General features: G+C 67.1%; 15 protein-coding genes. 11 read left to right on the top strand and 4 right to left on the bottom strand.

From position 1 onward, the window contains the following. Positions 1 to 438 precede the first annotated feature (438 nt). The 7 genes from ACSC1R_RS10400 to ACSC1R_RS10370 all read left to right on the top strand — a co-directional run bounded on the left by ACSC1R_RS10400 (position 439) and on the right by ACSC1R_RS10370 (position 7,046). Positions 439 to 1,428, top strand: coding sequence for an NAD-dependent epimerase/dehydratase family protein (locus tag ACSC1R_RS10400; protein WP_439025677.1), 990 nt, complete (start codon positions 439 to 441; stop codon positions 1,426 to 1,428). A 380-nt stretch (positions 1,429 to 1,808) separates the two neighbouring features. Further along, positions 1,809 to 2,687: an ABC transporter permease gene (locus ACSC1R_RS10395; protein ID WP_439025676.1), complete on the top strand. Its 879-nt coding sequence runs from the start codon at positions 1,809 to 1,811 to the stop codon at positions 2,685 to 2,687. A gap of 2 nt (positions 2,688 to 2,689) precedes the next feature. Next, positions 2,690 to 3,667 carry an ABC transporter ATP-binding protein gene (locus ACSC1R_RS10390; protein WP_439025675.1) on the top strand — a complete coding sequence of 326 codons (978 nt, stop codon included), beginning with the start codon at positions 2,690 to 2,692 and terminating at the stop codon, positions 3,665 to 3,667. 53 nt (positions 3,668 to 3,720) lie between these two features. Continuing rightward, a complete protein-coding gene (locus ACSC1R_RS10385) occupies positions 3,721 to 3,933 on the top strand; it encodes a hypothetical protein (RefSeq protein WP_439025674.1) in 213 nt (70 codons plus the stop codon). Between the two features lie 58 nt (positions 3,934 to 3,991). Continuing rightward, entirely contained in the window at positions 3,992 to 4,864 is an 873-nt protein-coding gene (locus ACSC1R_RS10380; RefSeq protein WP_439025673.1) for an ABC transporter permease, read from the top strand. Position 4,865: 1 nt separating this feature from the next. Continuing rightward, positions 4,866 to 5,921, top strand: a complete 1,056-nt coding sequence (locus tag ACSC1R_RS10375) for an ABC transporter ATP-binding protein (RefSeq protein ID WP_439025672.1) — start codon at positions 4,866 to 4,868, stop codon at positions 5,919 to 5,921. A gap of 63 nt (positions 5,922 to 5,984) precedes the next feature. Further along, complete coding sequence (locus ACSC1R_RS10370) at positions 5,985 to 7,046, top strand: NAD(P)-dependent glycerol-1-phosphate dehydrogenase (protein ID WP_439025671.1); 1,062 nt, start codon at positions 5,985 to 5,987, stop codon at positions 7,044 to 7,046. A gap of 22 nt (positions 7,047 to 7,068) precedes the next feature. Here ACSC1R_RS10370 and ACSC1R_RS10365 read toward each other — a convergent pair whose 3' ends face one another. Beyond that, complete coding sequence (locus ACSC1R_RS10365; RefSeq protein WP_439025670.1) at positions 7,069 to 8,871, bottom strand: S9 family peptidase; 1,803 nt, start codon at positions 8,869 to 8,871, stop codon at positions 7,069 to 7,071. Positions 8,872 to 9,126: 255 nt separating this feature from the next. On the opposite strand from ACSC1R_RS10365, the gene ACSC1R_RS10360 reads away from it, so the two are divergent. From ACSC1R_RS10360 to ACSC1R_RS10350, 3 genes are all read left to right on the top strand, one after another. After that, positions 9,127 to 10,197: a glycosyltransferase gene (locus ACSC1R_RS10360; protein WP_439025669.1), complete on the top strand. Its 1,071-nt coding sequence runs from the start codon at positions 9,127 to 9,129 to the stop codon at positions 10,195 to 10,197. Positions 10,198 to 10,204: 7 nt separating this feature from the next. Then, complete coding sequence (locus ACSC1R_RS10355) at positions 10,205 to 11,137, top strand: DUF7351 domain-containing protein (protein ID WP_439025668.1); 933 nt, start codon at positions 10,205 to 10,207, stop codon at positions 11,135 to 11,137. Between the two features lie 65 nt (positions 11,138 to 11,202). Then, positions 11,203 to 12,438, top strand: a complete 1,236-nt coding sequence (locus tag ACSC1R_RS10350; RefSeq protein ID WP_439025667.1) for an MFS transporter — start codon at positions 11,203 to 11,205, stop codon at positions 12,436 to 12,438. A gap of 25 nt (positions 12,439 to 12,463) precedes the next feature. On the opposite strand, the gene ACSC1R_RS10345 is transcribed toward ACSC1R_RS10350, so the two are convergent. The 3 genes from ACSC1R_RS10345 to folP all read right to left on the bottom strand — a co-directional run bounded on the left by ACSC1R_RS10345 (position 12,464) and on the right by folP (position 16,215). Continuing rightward, positions 12,464 to 12,910: a hypothetical protein gene (locus tag ACSC1R_RS10345; RefSeq protein WP_439025666.1), complete on the bottom strand. Its 447-nt coding sequence runs from the start codon at positions 12,908 to 12,910 to the stop codon at positions 12,464 to 12,466. Positions 12,911 to 12,957: 47 nt separating this feature from the next. Next, positions 12,958 to 13,581 (bottom strand): class I SAM-dependent methyltransferase, encoded by a 624-nt coding sequence (locus ACSC1R_RS10340; protein WP_439025665.1) that lies wholly within the window; start codon positions 13,579 to 13,581, stop codon positions 12,958 to 12,960. 195 nt (positions 13,582 to 13,776) lie between these two features. Then, entirely contained in the window at positions 13,777 to 16,215 is a 2,439-nt protein-coding gene (gene folP / locus ACSC1R_RS10335; RefSeq protein WP_439025664.1) for a dihydropteroate synthase, read from the bottom strand. 264 nt (positions 16,216 to 16,479) lie between these two features. Between folP and ACSC1R_RS10330 the strand changes: the two genes are divergently transcribed. Beyond that, a complete protein-coding gene (locus ACSC1R_RS10330; RefSeq protein ID WP_439025663.1) occupies positions 16,480 to 17,388 on the top strand; it encodes a hypothetical protein in 909 nt (302 codons plus the stop codon). The last annotated feature ends 53 nt before the right edge of the window (positions 17,389 to 17,441 follow it).

Genomic DNA, 17,441 nt, shown 5'->3' with positions numbered 1-17,441 from the left:
CTCCAACGGGGAGAAGTCTGCCGGTTATTTCTGTAACTCGAATAGTTACAACACACATTTATCGCGTGCTACCGTAACTCACGGTAGACGCTACGTAGAGCGTACAAAATGACTCACAGTGATACAACCGGTCCCGAACGCCAGTTTCACGAGGAATTGGTAGCCCTCGTACGGCGGGCCAACGACAGCGGGGTAGCACTCGAAGGCGGCTGGGAAGTCGAAGGGGCGAACGGTGAGGCCGGTTGGGACGTCGAGATCGTCGAGCTCTCTGACCGGCTCCGGCAGGAGTAATCCGTTCGACCCTGGTCCCGACGCTCGAACAACCTGTGACTGTCCAGTGACAACGAAGGCTTCGACACAGCGCCCCCGCCTCCGCCCTGGCCTCGACTGCCGACCGCAACCACCACGGTTTTTCACGCTGCTCCCTTCGCCCCGAGCATGGACACAGCGCTCGTCATCGGCGGGACCCGGTTCATCGGCCGCCACACCGTCTCGGAACTCCTCGAACACGACTACGAGGTCACCATCTTCAACCGCGGCACCCACGAGAACCCCTTCGCGGACGACGACCGCGTGACCCACGTCGCGGGCGACCGCACCGACGACGGCGACCTCGCCTCGGCCGCCCACGAGGTCGACCCGGACGTGGTCATCGACTGCGTGGCGTACAAGCCCCGCGAGGTGCGCATGGCCTGTCGGGTCTTCTCGGACGCCGACGCCTACGTCTACATCTCCTCGGGCGACGCCTACGGCCGCGAGGAGATTCCCAAGCGCGAGGGTGTCACTCCGATGCGCGACTGTACCGACGAGCAGGCGAAAGACGACTCCGACGAGACCTACGGGAACCGCAAGGCCGAGGGCGACCGCGCCGTGTTCGCAGCCGCCGAGGACGGCGTCAACGCGATGTCGGTCCGGCCCTGCATCGTCTACGGCCCGCACGACTACTCCGAGCGCCTCGACTTCTGGATTTCGCGGGTGAACGAGTACGACCGAATCGTCGTCCCGGGCGACGGCACGAACGTCTGGCATCGGGCCTACGTCGAGGACGTGGCCGCGGCGCTCCGCATCGTCGCCGAGGAGGGCGAGGCTGGCGAGGTGTACAACGTCGGTGACCAGCGCCTCGTGACGCTTCAGGAGATGGTCGAGCTTGTGGCTGACTGCCTTGAGACGGACGTAGAAGTCGTCCACGCCTCCGAGCGCGAACTCTCTATCGGCGACCTCTCCGGCGAGGACTACGTGCTGTACCGCGACTACCCGCACGTCCTGGACACGAACAAGTTGCAGGACCTCGGCTGGGAGTCGACCCCCCTACGTGAGGCCATGCAGAACGCGGTCGACGACCACCTGGATTCGGACCGGGACGGGGGCGAACACGACCCCGGGCGCGAGAACGAAGAGCGGGTGCTGGGCGTCCTGGATACGCTGTAATCGGTCGTTCTGTGGATTCCTGCTGTTATCAGGGTGGTGGGTGTTGTTCGCTATTGCGACGCTGTGGTGTCTTCTTCTGCGTCGCAGTTCACTCGCGCTGGTGGCTCTGACCGCACCGCACAGCAACCGCACCACGTCCTCCCCAACCGATTGCGCGTCCTTCCGTTCCGCGTTGCTCCACTCCAGTCCAGTGCGCATCCCTCGCGCGGCTTCGAGCCGACCGTCTCGGGAGCCTCGACGGTCGCCTCAGCGCGCGCCACGACGGTTCTCCGGGAGAACAGCCGATAGTCGGTCAACAGAGTAACACTTATCATGGTGTAAAGCAGGCTTTACTGTAAAGCGGCCTTTACACAGGTCGCACGCCCGCCCTGAATCCACCGATGACACACCCAGAATCCTCCACGGTCGGCCGATACGAGCCGGTTCCATGGCTCCAGCAAGCCCGTGCGTTCACCGAACGAACCCTGCGCGAACTGTTCCGGAGCAAGGTCGCGCTGTTCTGGTCGGTAGGGTGGCCACTGTTCTGGTACCTGCTGACGACTCGGCTGTTCCTCCCGGTTCCCGAATCGATTCCGCCCGGCGAGGTGGCGACCTACCTCGCACAGGTGAAAGCCGCCAACGCGGTCTCCTACGGCGTCTTCGGCGCGGCGACCGTCTCGCTGGTCACCTTCGCGCACGCCTTCGCGGACGACCTCGAATCGAAGCGCTACCGGACGTTCCGGAGTCTGCCCATCGCGCCCTCTGCCGACCTCGCGGGCCGGTTCGTCGCCGGGTTCGCACTCGCCGTCGTCGCCTTCGTCGGCGTTCTCGTCGTGGGGCTACTCGACGGTGCTGCACTGAGTATTCGGTCCCCGCTGACGCTCCCGGTCGTCCTCGGCTCGTTACTGCTGTTCTGTCTCGCCGCGATGGCAGTCGCGCTGGTGTTGACCCTCGTGGTGCAGGCGGGCGAGTACGTCACGGCTATCACGACCTCCGTGTTGATGGTGTCGTTCTTCCTCACCGGCTTCAACGGGACCGTCCCGAGCATGCTCCCCGAGTCGGTCCGCTGGGTGGTGAACGTCGCGCCGAACGCGCTGGCGACGCGCCTCCAGCTGTACTTCCTGACCGACGTCGCGGCCGACGGCAACGCGATGGCCCCACCGGCGCTTCCGACGGGGGCCGAACCGCTCGCTTTGCTGGTGGGCTTCGCGGTCGTCTTCGGCGGCGCGGGCGTCCTGACGGTCCGTCACTTCGTCTACCGCGGCGAGGGAGGTGAGTGACGATGGCGGCAGACGCCCCGATCCAGACCCCAGCCGACACTCGCGGCGAAACACGCTCTCAGGCGGTCGTCGTCGCCCGGAACATCCAGAAAGACTTCGGCGACGTGGCCGTCCTCGACGGGGTCGACTGTGCGGTCGACGCTGGCGAGGTGACCCTGCTGGTCGGGCCGAACGGGACGGGCAAGAGCATTCTGCTCGCCTGCCTCGCGGGTGGTCTCTTCCCCGATTCGGGCGAGGTGTCTGTCTTCGGCGGTGACCCGCACGACGCCGCGACGGACCTGTTCATGCTCACGCAAGGGGGGCTCGCCCTTCCCGACCTGACCGGTCGCGAGACGCTCGACTTCTACACCAGCCTCCATCCGGCCGCGACGGACCGCTGGGAGTCGGTCGCCGAGCGTCTGGGCCTCGCCGGGGCCCTCGACCGCCCCATCAGAGACTACTCCGGCGGGATGGTCCGCAAACTCGAACTCACCGTCGCGCTCGCGATGGACGTGCCCCTGCTCCTGCTCGACGAGCCGACGGCCGAACTCGACGCGAGCACCGTCGAGACGGTCCACGGCCTCCTCCGGGAGCGGGCTGCGGCCGGGACCGCGGTCGTCCTCACCAGCCACCTCCCGCGGGACCTCGACCTCGCAGACCACGTCCTCGTCATGCGGGACGGGCGTGTGTCCGCGACCGGGAGCCCCGAAGCCCTCCTCGCGGCTGTTCCACCGGTCGTCTCCCTGCAACGGTCGAGTGACCTCGACGCCGTCCGGTCGTCTCTCCTCGGCGAGACGCTGCTGGAGCGAGACGCCGCCTGGCGCGGGTTCTGTGCCCCCGACGTCGCCCCCGAGACGCTCCGCGAGCGGTTCGAACACGTCCGAATCAGGACCGACCCGACGTTCGCCGACCTGTTCGACTTCTACACGACGGTCGCCGAGTCGTCTCCCGACCGTTCGCAGGACGGACAGAGAAACGTCGAGACCACCCCGGGGGAGTGACACCTCACCGGGTCGCCGACAGTGGCTATACCAGCACAGTGCTAACAACCCGCATGGTCCGCGAGCAACCTGCCCCCGACCGGCCGATTCCCGACCGACCGACGTTCTGCGTCGAAGACGACGATGCCGGTCGCTTCGTCGAGTACGGCCCGGACGACTACGTCGACTACGAGTACTCCGACGACGGGAACTGGCTCGTCCTCACCGTCGAGGGCGACGACGGCCTCCTCACGAAGAAACGGTTCTTCATCGGCTACCCGGCGTGAGAATCGGCAGGTAGATTTATTCCCGGCCGTTCGAATACCGTACAATCAACGTTCTACGATGGCCGAAAAAACCGAGCTAGACCAGTCACGCCGACACCCCGATGCCGACTCGGTCGCGTGGTGGCGACAGGTCCGGACCTTCGCAGTGCGGTCGACCCGGACGATTCTCCGCGACCGCTCTGCGCTGTTCTGGGCGTTCGCCTGGCCCGCCTTCTGGTACATCGTGACGAGTCTCACCTTCATCGACCCGCAGACCGACGCGGCGAATCCCACACAGGCACTGGGTTTCGCGAAAGCCGGGACCGCGGTCTCCGTCGGCGTCTTCGGCGCGATGTCGGTCTCACTCATCGTCCTGGGGACGCGGCTGTCGACGGACCGGAGTCAGCACCGGTACCGGATGCTCCGGACCCTTCCGGTCTCACCCGCTGCGGACCTGACCGGCCGATTCCTGGCGACGTTCGCGTTCTCGCTCGCCTCCTTCGGGGTCGTCGTCGCGCTCAGCCTCGCGGACGGCGCGCTGTACACCCTCGGCGGACCGGTCTCGATACCCGTCGTGCTGGGCTGCCTGCTCGGCATCTGTCTCACGAGTGCCGGCGCGAGCATCGTTCTGGTCGAAGTCGTCCGCCGCCGGGAGTACGTCGTCGCGGTCGGCACTGTCGGCCTCCTCGTCTGGTTCTTCTTCACCGGCTTCAACGGTGGGGTCCCGTCGCTCATGCCTGCCTCGGCACGGGCCGTCATCAATATCGTTCCGAACACACTCGGAACGCGGATGCTGTTCTCCCAGCTCATCGGGACCCCACTCCCGACAGCACCGCAACCACCGGGTGTCCCGACGACGCTCGCACTCGTGCTCGGGTGGGGCCTGGTCGTGTTCGGCCTCGGCGTGGTCGTCGCGACCCGGTCCGTCTACGCTACCGGGGGTGCCCGCTGAGATGTGGGTCGTCGACACCACAGACCTGACGGTACGCCTCGGTGGTGAGACAGTCCTCGACGGTGTCGACATCGGGGTCGAAGAGGCGAAGATTTCCGTGCTGATGGGACCGAACGGGGTCGGCAAGACCGTGCTGTTGTCCTGTCTCGCCGGGAGTCTCAGCCCGGATTCCGGAGCCGTCACGCTCTTCGGCGAGCCGCCGGGCGACGTCCGCCATCGGTTCCGGTTCATGCTCGAAGCGGGCCTGAGCGACCCGGCGTTGACCGGGCGAGAGAACATCGCGTTCCACGCCGACCTTCACCCGCGGTGGACGGACCGGTGGCGCGAGTTCGCCGACGAGTTGCGCATCACGGCGGCACTGGACCGGCCGGTTCGCGAGTACTCGAAGGGGATGCGACGAAAGCTCGACCTGGTCATCACGCTGTCTGCGGACGTCCAGTTGTACCTGCTCGACGAGCCGACGGCCGACCTCGACCTGGCCGCAGTCGACCAGTTTCACACGATTCTTCGTCGGCTCAGGGCCGAGGGTCGGACGGTCCTGCTGACCAGCCACCAGCCCGTCGACGCCCACGCTGCCGACCGCCTCACGTTCCTCGACGACGGGACCGTCGCCGCGAGGGGGAAACCGACCGACCTCCTCGACGACGTGCCGCCGGTCGTCCGGGTCGAAGGTGGTCTCAGCGAGGTGTTCGACCTGCTCCACGCCGACGGACAGGTCGAGGGACTGGACGACCTCGTCCGCGAGGGCGAACTGTTCGAGGCTGGGCACGAACGCCGTGGCTTCCTCGCCCCCGACGCCAGCGCCCGCGAGGTCGAGGGCCTGTTCCCCGACGCGTCACTGGCCTCGGCGACCGTCGAACGGCCTCGTGTCGCGGACATGTTCAACTACTACGGTCACTTCGGCGTGCCGACGGATACGACTTCCAGAGCCAGCGACGACCGGTACGAAGAGGACATCACGCTCCAGTTCGACGACGGGTTCGACGCAACGCGGCCGCGAGCGGCCACGTCGGCGGACTACGAGGAAGACCTCGACCTGGACGAACCGCTCGAGTGACCGGGCGGGTCGTGGCGAGACCAGACGAAAAAGTGTTTCCTGTCTCACCGAGGACTGTCACGTATGTTCACCAAATCCACGTGGATTCGGCTGCCACGAAACGTCGTGGTCGGCCACGGCGTCCTCGACCAGACGGTCGAGGCCGTCGAGGAACTCCACCTCCAGGGGCGACCGCTCATCGTGACGAGTCCGACGCCCCGGAAGATAGCGGGCGACTCCATCGTCGAGCAGTTCGCCGAGGCGGGCCTCGACGCCGAGACGGTCGTCGTGGAGACGGCGAGTTTCGAGGCGGTCGAGCGCGTCATCGAGGCGGCCGAGGAGATCGACGCCGGGTTTCTACTCGGCGTCGGCGGTGGCAAAGCCATCGATATCGCGAAGATGGCGGCGGACCACATCGGTCGCGGGTTCGTCTCGGTCCCGACCGCCGCGAGCCACGACGGCATCGTCTCCGGGCGCGGCTCGGTCCCCGAGGGCGACACCCGGCACTCGGTCGCCGCTGACCCGCCGCTGGCGGTCATCGCGGACACCGAACTCCTCGCCGAGGCCCCGTGGGAGCTGACGACTGCCGGCTGTGCGGACATCATCTCGAACTACACCGCGGTGATGGACTGGCGACTCGCCAACCGCCTGAAGAACGTCGAGTACTCAGAGTACGCCGCGGCGCTCTCGGAGATGACTGCGGAGATACTGGTCGACAACGCAGACCTCGTCAAACCCGGCCTCGAAGAGTCCGCCTGGGTCGTCACGAAGGCGCTCGTCTCCTCCGGTGTCGCCATGTCCATCGCTGGCTCCTCGCGCCCCGCCTCCGGCGCGGAACACCTCTTCTCGCACCAGCTCGACCGCATCGCGCCGAATCCGGCGCTCCACGGCCATCAGGTCGGCGTCGGCTCCATCATGACGGCGTACCTCCACGAGGGCGACCGCGGCATCTGGACGGACATCCGCGACGCGCTCCGGAGTATCGACGCACCGACGACCGCCCGCGAACTCGGTATCGACGCCGAGACCGTCATCGAGGCGCTCACCACGTGTCACACCATCCGCGACCGCTACACCATTCTGGGCGACGGGATGAACGAGCGGGCGGCGCGGGAGGTTGCGACGAAGACGGGCGTCATCGAGTAGAAAGAGACGGGGGCGCTGTCGCTCAGACGTGCTCGTCGAGGAACTCCGCGACCGCGGCGTACCCCTCGATGCGGTTCTCGAGTTTCGAGAGACCGTGGCCCTCGTCCTCGAAGATGAGTTCCCGGACGGGCACGTCCTGTGCACGTGCCTCTTCGACGATCTGGTGTGCTTCGCTGACGGGGACCCGCGGGTCGTTCTCGCCGTGGATGACGAACAGGGGTGCGGCGATGGACTCGATGTTGTTGATGGGTGAGATGGACTCGAGGAACTCCCGGTCTTCGGCCAGCGAGCCGTACTCGGCTTCCCGGAGCTTTCGCCGCCACTCGCCGGTGTTCTCGAGGAACGTGACGAAGTTGGCGATGCCGACCACGTCGACGCCCGCCGCCCACAGGTCCGGGTACTCCGTCATGCAACTCAGCACCATGAACCCGCCGTAGGAGCCGCCCATGGCGACGAGTCGGTCGGCGTCGACCGCCGGGTGGTCGTGGAGCCAGTCGACGCAGGCCTCGATATCTTTGACAGAGTCCATCCGGTTTCGAACGTCGTCGAGATGGCCGTACGCCTTCCCGTAGCCCGACGACCCGCGGACGTTCGGCTCGAAGTAGCCGTACCCGCGGTTCAGGAAGTACTGCTTGACCGGGTTGAACGAGGGGCGGCGCTGGGACTCGGGACCGCCGTGGATGGAGACGATGACCGGCACCTCGCCGTCGTCGTACCCGTCGGGCAGGGTGAGGAACCCGGGTACCTCGAGCCCGTCGAAGCTCTCGACGTGGACGAGTTCCGGCTCGCGGAACGTCTCTTCCGGGATACCCGCAGTCGCCGCGTACGTCCACCGTTCGGTCTCCCCGGTTTCGGTCTCGACCACGTAGACGTTCGTGTTGACCGCGGCACCCGTCGCCGTGATGGCGAACCGTTCCGCGTCGGGGCTCCAGGAGACGCCGCCCGCGATACCCTTCGGCAGGTCCGGCGTCGGGTACGTCTCGAAGGTGGTCGGCCCGGTGAACCGCCCGACCGTCAACTCGGTGAACCCGTCGACGTTCCGGGAGTAGACGAACCGCCCGGTGTCCTGGTCGAGCGAGATGCCGTCGACGTTCCAGCCATCACCCTCCACCACGGTCTCCAGTTCGAACGTGTCGAGGTCGAGGCGGGCGAGGTAGAGCGTGTCCGAGTCTTCGTCGGTGCTCACGTAGAGAGCATCGCCGTCGGGTGCCCACGTCGCGCTGTAGAAGCGGACGTTCCCCTCGTGAGGCGTGACGTGTCGCATGTCGCCCGACTCGATGTCGAGCACGTAGAGGTCCTGGTCGAAGTTCGAGTACGCCTGTGAGACGATGAGTCGGTCGTCGTCGGGGCTCCACCCACCGACAGTGAGCCAGCCGTCGCCCTCGTGGACCAGCGTCGCGTCGTTCCCGCGCTCGTCCCGACCCTGGACGTACACGTCGAAAACGCTCTCGTCGCGTCGGTTCGAGGTGAACGCGAAGCGCTCGCCGTCGTGACTCCAGCCGCCCCAGCGGTGCTTCGCGTCGGGGTGTTCGGTCAGGTTGACCTCCTCGCTGCCGTCACCGGACAGTCGATAGAACTGCTGGCGCTCGTTGCCGCCCTTGTCCATCCCGAAGACGAGTTCGTCGCGTTCTGGCGACCACGAGGCGAAAGTGACGCGCTCGTCGTAGAAGGTCCGCTGGTCCGGCCAGCCGCCGGGCTCGTCGATCGTCCACACCTGCGAGACACCGGTCGTGTCCATGAGGAAGGAGAGTCGCTCCCCGTCCGGCGAGAACGAGGCACTGCCGGCGCTGCGGATGTGCAGATACCGTTCGATGTCGTACGACATACACTATCATGGGTCATCACACCGTTAAGCGGTTGTGGTGTCGGGCGATTTCGGGGCCGGACGCGGGACTGTTTTCTGGACTCGCGAGACACCAGCGTGAGTGACCTGCTCGTCCTCACCTGCACCGCCAGCGCTGCAAACGGACCCGGCAACCCCAATCCGGCTCCCCACAATCGCCGAATCACCACCCCCGACTCGAACCCACGAGAAAAGGGGGATTTTTAATACGTCATGCAGTGCCACTCGAAACGAGCAATGCGTATCGCCTTCGTCTCGCTGGAAACAGCCCTCCACTGCGACTACGAGGCGATAGACCGCCTCGCGCGAACCGCGGAACTCCTCGCGTCGCGCGGGCACGACGTGACCTGGTTCTGCGCGAAGTGGTGGACCGGCGAGAAATCCGAGTGGGAGCACGAAGGCGTCCGCTACCGGGGGCTGGTCGACGACCTGGCCGATGCCCGGAAGTTCCGCTACAGCCTGGCCGTCACGCTGCCGAAGTTCTCTCCCGACGTGGTCCACGCCGGGGCCATCCCGCCGGGGCAAGTGTCGGCCGCCAAAAAGGGCGCACGGGTCGCCCGCGCGCCGCTGGTCACGGACTGGTACGGGGACGCGGCGAACGTCAGCCGCAGCCACCGCAAGGCGCTGAAGAAGTCCGACGCGGTCGTCACGCCGTCCCGGCTCGTCCAGACGCGCGTCTGGGAGCAGGGCCTCACCGAAGACGCGGTCGACGTCATCCCGAACAGCGTCGACATGGACCTCGTTCGGTCGACCGACCCGGTGAACGCCGGGGACATCGTCTACTCGCGTCGACTCGACGAGGGGGCGAACCTCGAATCGCTCCTGCTCGGCCTCGCGGAACTCCGCCAGGTCGACTGGTCCGCGGTCGTCATCGGTGACGGACCGGAGCGCGAGAACTATCAGCGACAGGCGCGAGACCTCCGCATCGACGACCGTATCACCTGGCTCGGCGAGTGTGACCGCGAGCAGACCGTCGCGGTGTACAAGGGCGCACACGTGTTCGCCCAGACCGCCCACGAGTGCCTGTTCGCGACCGAACTCCTCTGGGCGCTCGCCTCGGGCTGTATCGGCATCGTCGAGTACCACGCCGACTCCTCGGCGCACGAACTGGTCGAACTGCGCCAGATGGACGCCGAACGGGGGTTCCGGACGACCAGCGAGTCCGAACTCGCGGACGCGATTCGCGAGGCGGCAGACATGGAACACCTGACGGTCGACGAGAATTTCGCCGAGTTCGACCACCGGCCCGTACTCGAACAGTACCTCGCGTGCTACCGCGAGGAGATGGAAGACGCCGGCCTGTTCTGAGGGACCGATGACCGACGACAGCGACGACGCCGCCGACCGTTTCGACGAGGGAACCGCGCTCTCGTTGCTCTCCAACGAGATTCGCGTCGGCATCGTCCGTGCCATCGGGGAGGAGACAGTCGAGAGCGACGGCCTCGGCTACCTCTCGTACTCCGACCTGCAACGGCGCGTCGGCGTCGCGGACTCCGGGCGGTTCAACTACCACCTCGGGGAGTTACAGGGCCCGTTCGTCCGTGAGTACGACGAAGGGTACGGACTGACGACACACGGCCGGCTCGCCTTCCAAAACCTCGTCGCAGGCGGGTTCACGACCGACCTTCGGGTGAACGCATTCCCCATCGAACAGGACTGCTGGGAGTGCGGAAACGACCTCGTCGCTGAGTACGGCATGGGCTGGGAGCGGCCGTTCATGCCGCTGTTCTACATCAAGTGCTGGGACTGCGGGGCGGAGTACAGCCGCACGTACGTCCCGCCGCGCGGGGTCGAGGCGCGCTCGAGAGAGGACCTGCTCGTCGCCGCCGACCGCCGGAACCGCATGGAGACCGCGTCGCTCGTCCGCGGTGTCTGCCCGTGGTGTGCCGGGTACGTCGACACGGCAGTCCGCAAGCGCGACCCCGAGGAGCCGTTGCCCGCGTCGGGCGACAGGAGACCACTGGAGGTGTACGTCGAACACCACTGCGAGTCGTGTACCGGCTTTCACTACACGCCGGTCGGCGAGACACTCCGCTACCACGCCGAGGTCATCGCCTTCTACGCCGACCACGGGTACGACCTCCACACCATCCCCAAGTGGGAACTCGAGTGGGCGGTCACCGACCACTCCCTCACGTGGTACGGACCGAACCCGTGGGACCTCCGCGTCGAGATTCCCCTCGACAGCGACGTTCTATCGGTACGACTCGACGGCGAGGCGACTGTCGTCGCCGTCGAGGAATTGTAATCTCGATTACCGAAACCGGGTTCGCAGAACCTTCATAGCGACCGCTCGGTTCACGTCGATTCGCGATGGCCTCCGCTCGAACGACCGTCCTGCAGTACTACGCCTTCCGCGCCGTCACGACGCCGGGGTTCATGTGGCCCGTGTCTGTCCTCTATCTGGTCTCACACGACGTCTCGTACGCCACCCTCGCACTGGGTGGCTCCGCGATGGCGCTGTTGACCGTCCTCGGCGAGGTCCCGACCGGTTACCTCGGTGACCGTCTCGGGCGTCGTAACACCATCAAGGTCGCACAGTTACTGTTCGCCCTGTACCCGCTGACGCTCCTGTACGCTCGGACGCCGCCGACCGTCGTGGCCGCGTTCTGCCTCCTCGGCCTCGCCGAGACCCTCCAGTCGGGCGCGGGAAGTGCCTTCCTGTACGACGCGCTCGACTCACACGACGTCGCGGACCGCTACACCCACGTCGAGGGTCGCGGTACGGCGATTCGACTGTGGGTGCTGGCCGCGACGATGGTCGCCGGTGGTCTCATGTACGCCGTCGACCAGGCACTTCCGTTCGTCGCCTCGGCTGGAATGGGCCTCATGGGGTTCGCTATCGCCTCGACGTTCCCGGCGAGCGGCGAGGCACCAGCGGGCGACGAGCCCCTCCGCGTCCGTGAGGCACTCGACGTGATACGGACTGACCTGCTCACGTCGGACATCCGTGGATTCGTCGCCCTCGTCGCGGTCGCAGCCGCTGTCGGGCGTTCGGCACGGTCGTACTTCCAGCCCATCGCGGTCGACTCGATAACGCCACTGCTCTCCGGCGTCCGCATCGCCGGTGTCACACTCCCCGAGACCGCGGTCCTCGGTGTCGCGTATGCCTCGTTCACCGCCGTCGGTGCGCTGGTGAGCGACCGGGCATCGACGGTCGAGTCGACCGTCGGCCCCGTCACAGGCATCGTGAGTGCGTACGTCTTCGACGCACTGGCGATGCTCGCGGTGGTGGTCTCCCCGCTGTTCGTGCTCCCTATGATGGTCGTCAGACGTGTCGTCATTTCGGTCACGATACCGCTCCAGCGGAGCTACGTCAACCGCCGGACCGGGTCGGTGGGAAGGGCGACCGTCCTCTCGGCACTCTCGATGCTCAGTGCCATCGCAAGAGTTCCTGTCGGACTCGTCGCTGGCGTCGGAGCGGACCACTTCGGCCCACCGGTCGCCGTCGGTGGGCTCGGGGCGCTGTTGCTCGTCTCGACCGTCCTCGCACGGCTCGGCGCTGTCGGTGCCGGCGCTTCTACCGACGGTGGAACACCCGCGGACTGAGGGTCGACCGTGTCCAGAATTCGTTTCAGGCCGCCTGCGCGAGGACGACCAGCGTCTCTCCGCCGTCGACGACGAGTTCGAGGACCGGCTCGAACCCGGCGACTGCCAGCGGTGCGTACCCCGTCTCGACTGCGAGGCTCACGACGAGATAGCCGTTCGGGCGGAGTGCCCGTCGAGAGTCGACCAGGACACCGTGGGTCGGGTTCGCGGTCACCACGGCATCGAGCGTACAGGTCGCGGCGTCGACGGTCTCGGCGTCCGTGGCTCGTCGAGTCCGGTAGCTCTCGGGGAACTCGAGCGCGTCGAGCGAGCTGTCGGTCCGACCGACCAGCAACTCCGCGTCGGCCGAGAGGACCGCCTGCAGCGCCGCGACCATCGAATGCGGGCTCCCCCGTTCGAGCCGCGTCACGGTGCGGTCGTCGTCGCTCGATTGGCCATCGTCGAGGTCCTCGCGTGGTGTCGTCGTCGCCATGGTCGAAGGCGACACCCGACGGGGGCATCCCCGTTCTCCTTAATCTATTAGGCCCGGCGCTGGGCGAGGAGGAACTGGAAGCCGCCGTCGCCCATCTCGTCGCCGATTACCTCGGCGCGTTCGACCTCGAAACCGGCGTCTTCGACGAGTCCGCGCTCCGTCTCGGCGTCGTAGAAACTCCAGCGCATCTCGGCACCGCCGTCGAGCCAGTCCGGGTTGGCCCCCTCCCACTCGTGCGCTCCGGTGGTCGTCAGGAGCCAGCCGCCCGGCTCGACGACCCGGGCGAACTCCCGGTACAGCGCGTCGTGTTCCTCGCGGGGGACGTGGATGGTCGCGTGGTAGCACGCGAGACCGGCGAAGTGGGCGGATTCGAAGGGCAGCGCGGTGAGGTCGCCCTGGACGAAGTCGGCCGCGGGAATCGCGTCGCTCGCGCGACGAACCTGTTCGTGAGCGATGTCGAGTCCGGTCACGGCGTACTCGTCGGCGAGTCGGGCGGCACAGCGCTGGCCGTCGCCACAGCCGGCGTCGAGGACGGGCGCTCCCGTGGTGAGGCGGTCCCGCAGGTCGTCGAGGAACGGCGCGTTCGCGGGGCCGCCGTCGCGTTCCCTGGTGTAGGCGTCGGCGAGGACGTCGTAGCCCTCGCGGACGACGCGTCGGTGGTCGTCGGTCATTGCCCGAGGCGACACGGGGCGGAGAGAAGTCGTTTTGGGTGGTCTATCCGGGGCTGACAGGCGGGTCAGGCACGACGTATCGGTATCGCTGTCGTGGGTTCCCGTCGTGGCGACCCGCACACCCGCCTCGACCGACGACGGGTCGGTTCTCAGGAGATGGCGGAACTGGCCGCGCTTTCGGATAAAAAGGGTGGCCTACTCGTCGACCGTGTCCGGGTCGCGGGCGGCCTGGGCGACCCTGACTGCGGCGACGTTCTCCTCGACGTCGTGGACGCGAATCACGTCCGCGCCACGGTCGGCCGCGATGGCCGTCGCCGCGACCGTCGCGTGCTCGCGTTCGTCCGCGTCGCAGCCGACGTACCCGAACATCGACTTGTGGGAGTGCCCGACGAGGACCGGACAGCCGAGCGCGCGGAACTCGTCGATGCGCCCGAGCAGGTCGAACGATTCGGCGGCGGTCTTCCCGAAGCCGAGCCCCGGGTCGACGAGTATCTGCTCGCGGTCGAGGCCGGCCTTCTCGGCCAGGAGGACCTGTTCTCGGAGCTGGTCGATAACGTCGTCGACCACGTCGTCGTACTCGATGTCGTTGTCGGGGTCGACCGGCGTGTCGATGCTGTGCATGACGATGAGCGGGACATCGAACTCCGCCGCGACGAAACGCATCTCGGGGTCGCCCAGCCCAGACACGTCGTTGAGTACGTCCGCGCCGGCCTCGAGGGCAGCGCGAGCGACCGCGGCCTTCCGGGTGTCGACCGAGATGGTGGTGTCGATTCCAGCATCACGGATCGCCTCGATGGCCGGGACGACGCGGGCGATCTCGTCGTCGACGGTGACCTCCTCGGCACCGGGGCGGGTCGATTCCCCGCCGACGTCGATGATGTCCACACCGGCGTCGACCATCTCTTCGGCTCGTTCGACCGCCGCTTCGACGGCCTCGTACTCGCCGCCGTCGTGGAAGGAGTTCGGCGTGACGTTCAGGATGCCCATGACGGCGGTCCCCGCCTGCCAGGGGTAGTCTGTGGGTGTATCGGGTTGCTGGATGTCGAGGGCTTCGCGGAGTTCCCGCGAGAACTGCGCCAGTCCGTAGGGCTGGCCGTCGAGTTTGTCGGTGAGTCGCTTGAAGTGCGAGAGCGTTCCCATGAGCACCACGTCCAGACGTTCACCCTCGGTCTCGAGGCCGGAAACCGCACATTCGCCGCCGAGGCTGAGCATCTCCTCTTTGAGATAGGACGCCTGTCGCTTCTGGACGCGGGTCTTGAGCACCCGGTGGACGCCTTTCCCTCGCATCCGCCAGACGCCGGGCCGGGTGACACTGGCCGATTCGAGCGCCTCGCGGGCGTCGTCGAGGTCCCGCACCGTCTTCGGAATCTCGACGCGAGTCCAGCGGGTGCGTGCCTCCGCGACGGTGAACAGCGACCCGGTGACCAGCACGCAGTCGTCCGGGCCCGCTGCGTCGAGCGCGCGGTCGAGCGCGGTGTCGACCGACGTTCTGACGGTCCGGTCGGTGACACCTGCCTCCTCGAAGACGCGGGCGAGGACCGCCGAATCCTCGGCCCTGTCGAGGTTCGGCTCGCAGGTGTACACCGCATCCGGGGTCGGGAGGACCGCGGCCATCTCGGCGTGGTCCTTGTCGTGCATCGCGCCGAAGACGAGGTGTAACTCGTCGTAGTCGAACTCGGCGAGGACGGCGGCGACCTTCTCGCAGGCACCGGGGTTGTGCGCCCCGTCGAGGACGGTCAGTGGCGATTCCGAGAGTACCTCGAACCGGCCCGGCCAGTGGGCATTCCGGAGGCCGCTGGCGAGTGTGTCTTCGTCCACGTCGGCGACCTGTCTGGCGAGGGTGGCCGCGATACCGGCGTTGACCGCCTGGAACTCGCCGAGGACCGGGATTCGCGTCTCGACGTGCCAGTCCGGGCCGTCGATGACGATGCCCGCCTCGGCCCCGTCGACGCGCCCCTCGTACGTCGTCTCGACGGCACCGTCGGGCCCGACTGGTATCACGTCCCCAGCCTGTTTCTTCACGGCGTCGAGTGCCTTACCGGTCGTGCCCGTCACGAGCGGAACGTCGTCGGGGGCGACGTGGGCCTTGTCGGTCGCGATCTCCTCGACGGTGTCGCCGAGGACGCTCGTGTGTTCGAGCGTGACGCTCGTGACCGCGCTCGCGGCCGGGTCCACGACGCTCGTCGCGTCGTACCGGCCGCCGATACCGACCTCGAGGACGGCCACGTCCACACCCTGGCGGTCGAAGTACCAGAGCGCGAGCGCCGTCATCGTCTCGAAGAAGGTCGGGGACTCGCCTGCTGCGCCGCGTTCGGTCAGGTACGGCTGGACCGTCTCGACGAACTCGGTCAGCGCGTTCCGGGTGACCTTCCGCCCGTCGACGCGGACCCGCTCTCGCACGTCCTCGAAGTGTGGCGATGTGTACAGCCCGACCGTCCGGTCGGTCTCGCGGAGGACCGACTCCACCATGCGTGCCGTACTGCCTTTCCCGTTCGAGCCAGCGATCTGGACGACGGTGAGGCCGTCGTGGGGGTCGCCGAGGTGAGCGAGGAGGTCCGCGGTCGACTCGGTGCCGGGTCTGGGCCCGTACCGGCGAAGGTCGAAGAGCGCGTTCGCGGCCTCGTGGTACTGCATATCCGATGGTCCGGGGCGGTCCGCTTTAGCCTGTCGAACTACGAAGCCAGCGGGTGCCGACGTTCGACCGGGTCCGTCGACGGCACTCGGACGCCGATTCGGCTGTAGTATTTCGAACACGTCCGTCGCTGTTCGTCTCGGTTCCTCCCGGAGAGCCCGTCGGTTTCCAGTCCGAGGGGGCGCAGTCTATGGGTCCCGTCGGCAACTCAAATTAATTTTTCAGCATGATGAACCTATAAGGTGTGGGGTACAGAACGGAGCCACATGAAGCGACGACGGTTCCTCGCCTCCGCGGCCGGTGGGATGAGTGCCACCGCCGGCTGCCTCGATGCCCTCTCCCGGGAAACAGGCACAGACCCGCCAGCGACCGACGGGAGTTCCGCGAAGACGGGGCGGCCGACCGTCCGACCCACCACGAAAGTCGTCAGGAAGAGTCTCGGTACCACGGCCACCGTCGGTGACGTCGCCACGACCGTCACCACGGCCGGTGTGTGGCGACGGACGACGCATGCGGGCACCGACCGGACTGTCGTGGCTGCGAGCGACCGCCAGTACCTCGTCTTCCAGGTCTCGACGAGTCGAACCACCCCGAACGACCCGACCACGGCACCGTCCGACACGACGACGTCCTCCCAGTCGGCCGGGTCCGCAGTCTCCGCCCCGACCAGCACGGCACCACCCAGTCCGACAGACCTCTCGTTCGGGCTCTCGCTCGACGGGGTGACCTACACCCGCAGCTTTCCGACGGGGAATAGTCCGGACGGGAGCACGACGTTGGCGGTCCCAGTTCCCACCGGTATCCGTCCGTCGAACGGGGCAGTGATGTGGTACGGGCCGGACGGGACCACGGTCCGCTGGTCGCTCTTGCCCGGTCACTTCGACCAGCTGGCACGGACCCCGCGGTTCGTCCTCGAGTCGCTGGAGGCGACCCCGGACGAGTCCCAGCTCTCGGTGACGATGTCGGTCAGTAATCAGGGGAGTCGGGCCGGTCGGTTCCTCGCCGAGGTAGGGACCCAGTCGGTGAGCCAGGGGGCAGAAGTCTCCTTCGGCGTCCCGCTGGACGAGACGGTCATCTACCACACCAGCGCACCACTCTCACGACCCGACCGCGAGCAGGCGACCGTCGTCCTGCAGTGGGGCGATACCGTCCACGAACGGACCGTCGACCTCTGAGACGACGCTGCTCCGGCACCACCATCCGGACCTTGCACAGTCGTGCAACCGAT

This window comes from Haloarchaeobius ordinarius (assembly GCF_051801355.1).
In the GTDB taxonomy this organism is placed as follows: domain Archaea; phylum Halobacteriota; class Halobacteria; order Halobacteriales; family Natrialbaceae; genus Haloarchaeobius.
The sequence above is the reverse complement of the archived record's forward strand: the minus strand, read 5'-3'. Positions and strand labels throughout refer to the sequence as shown.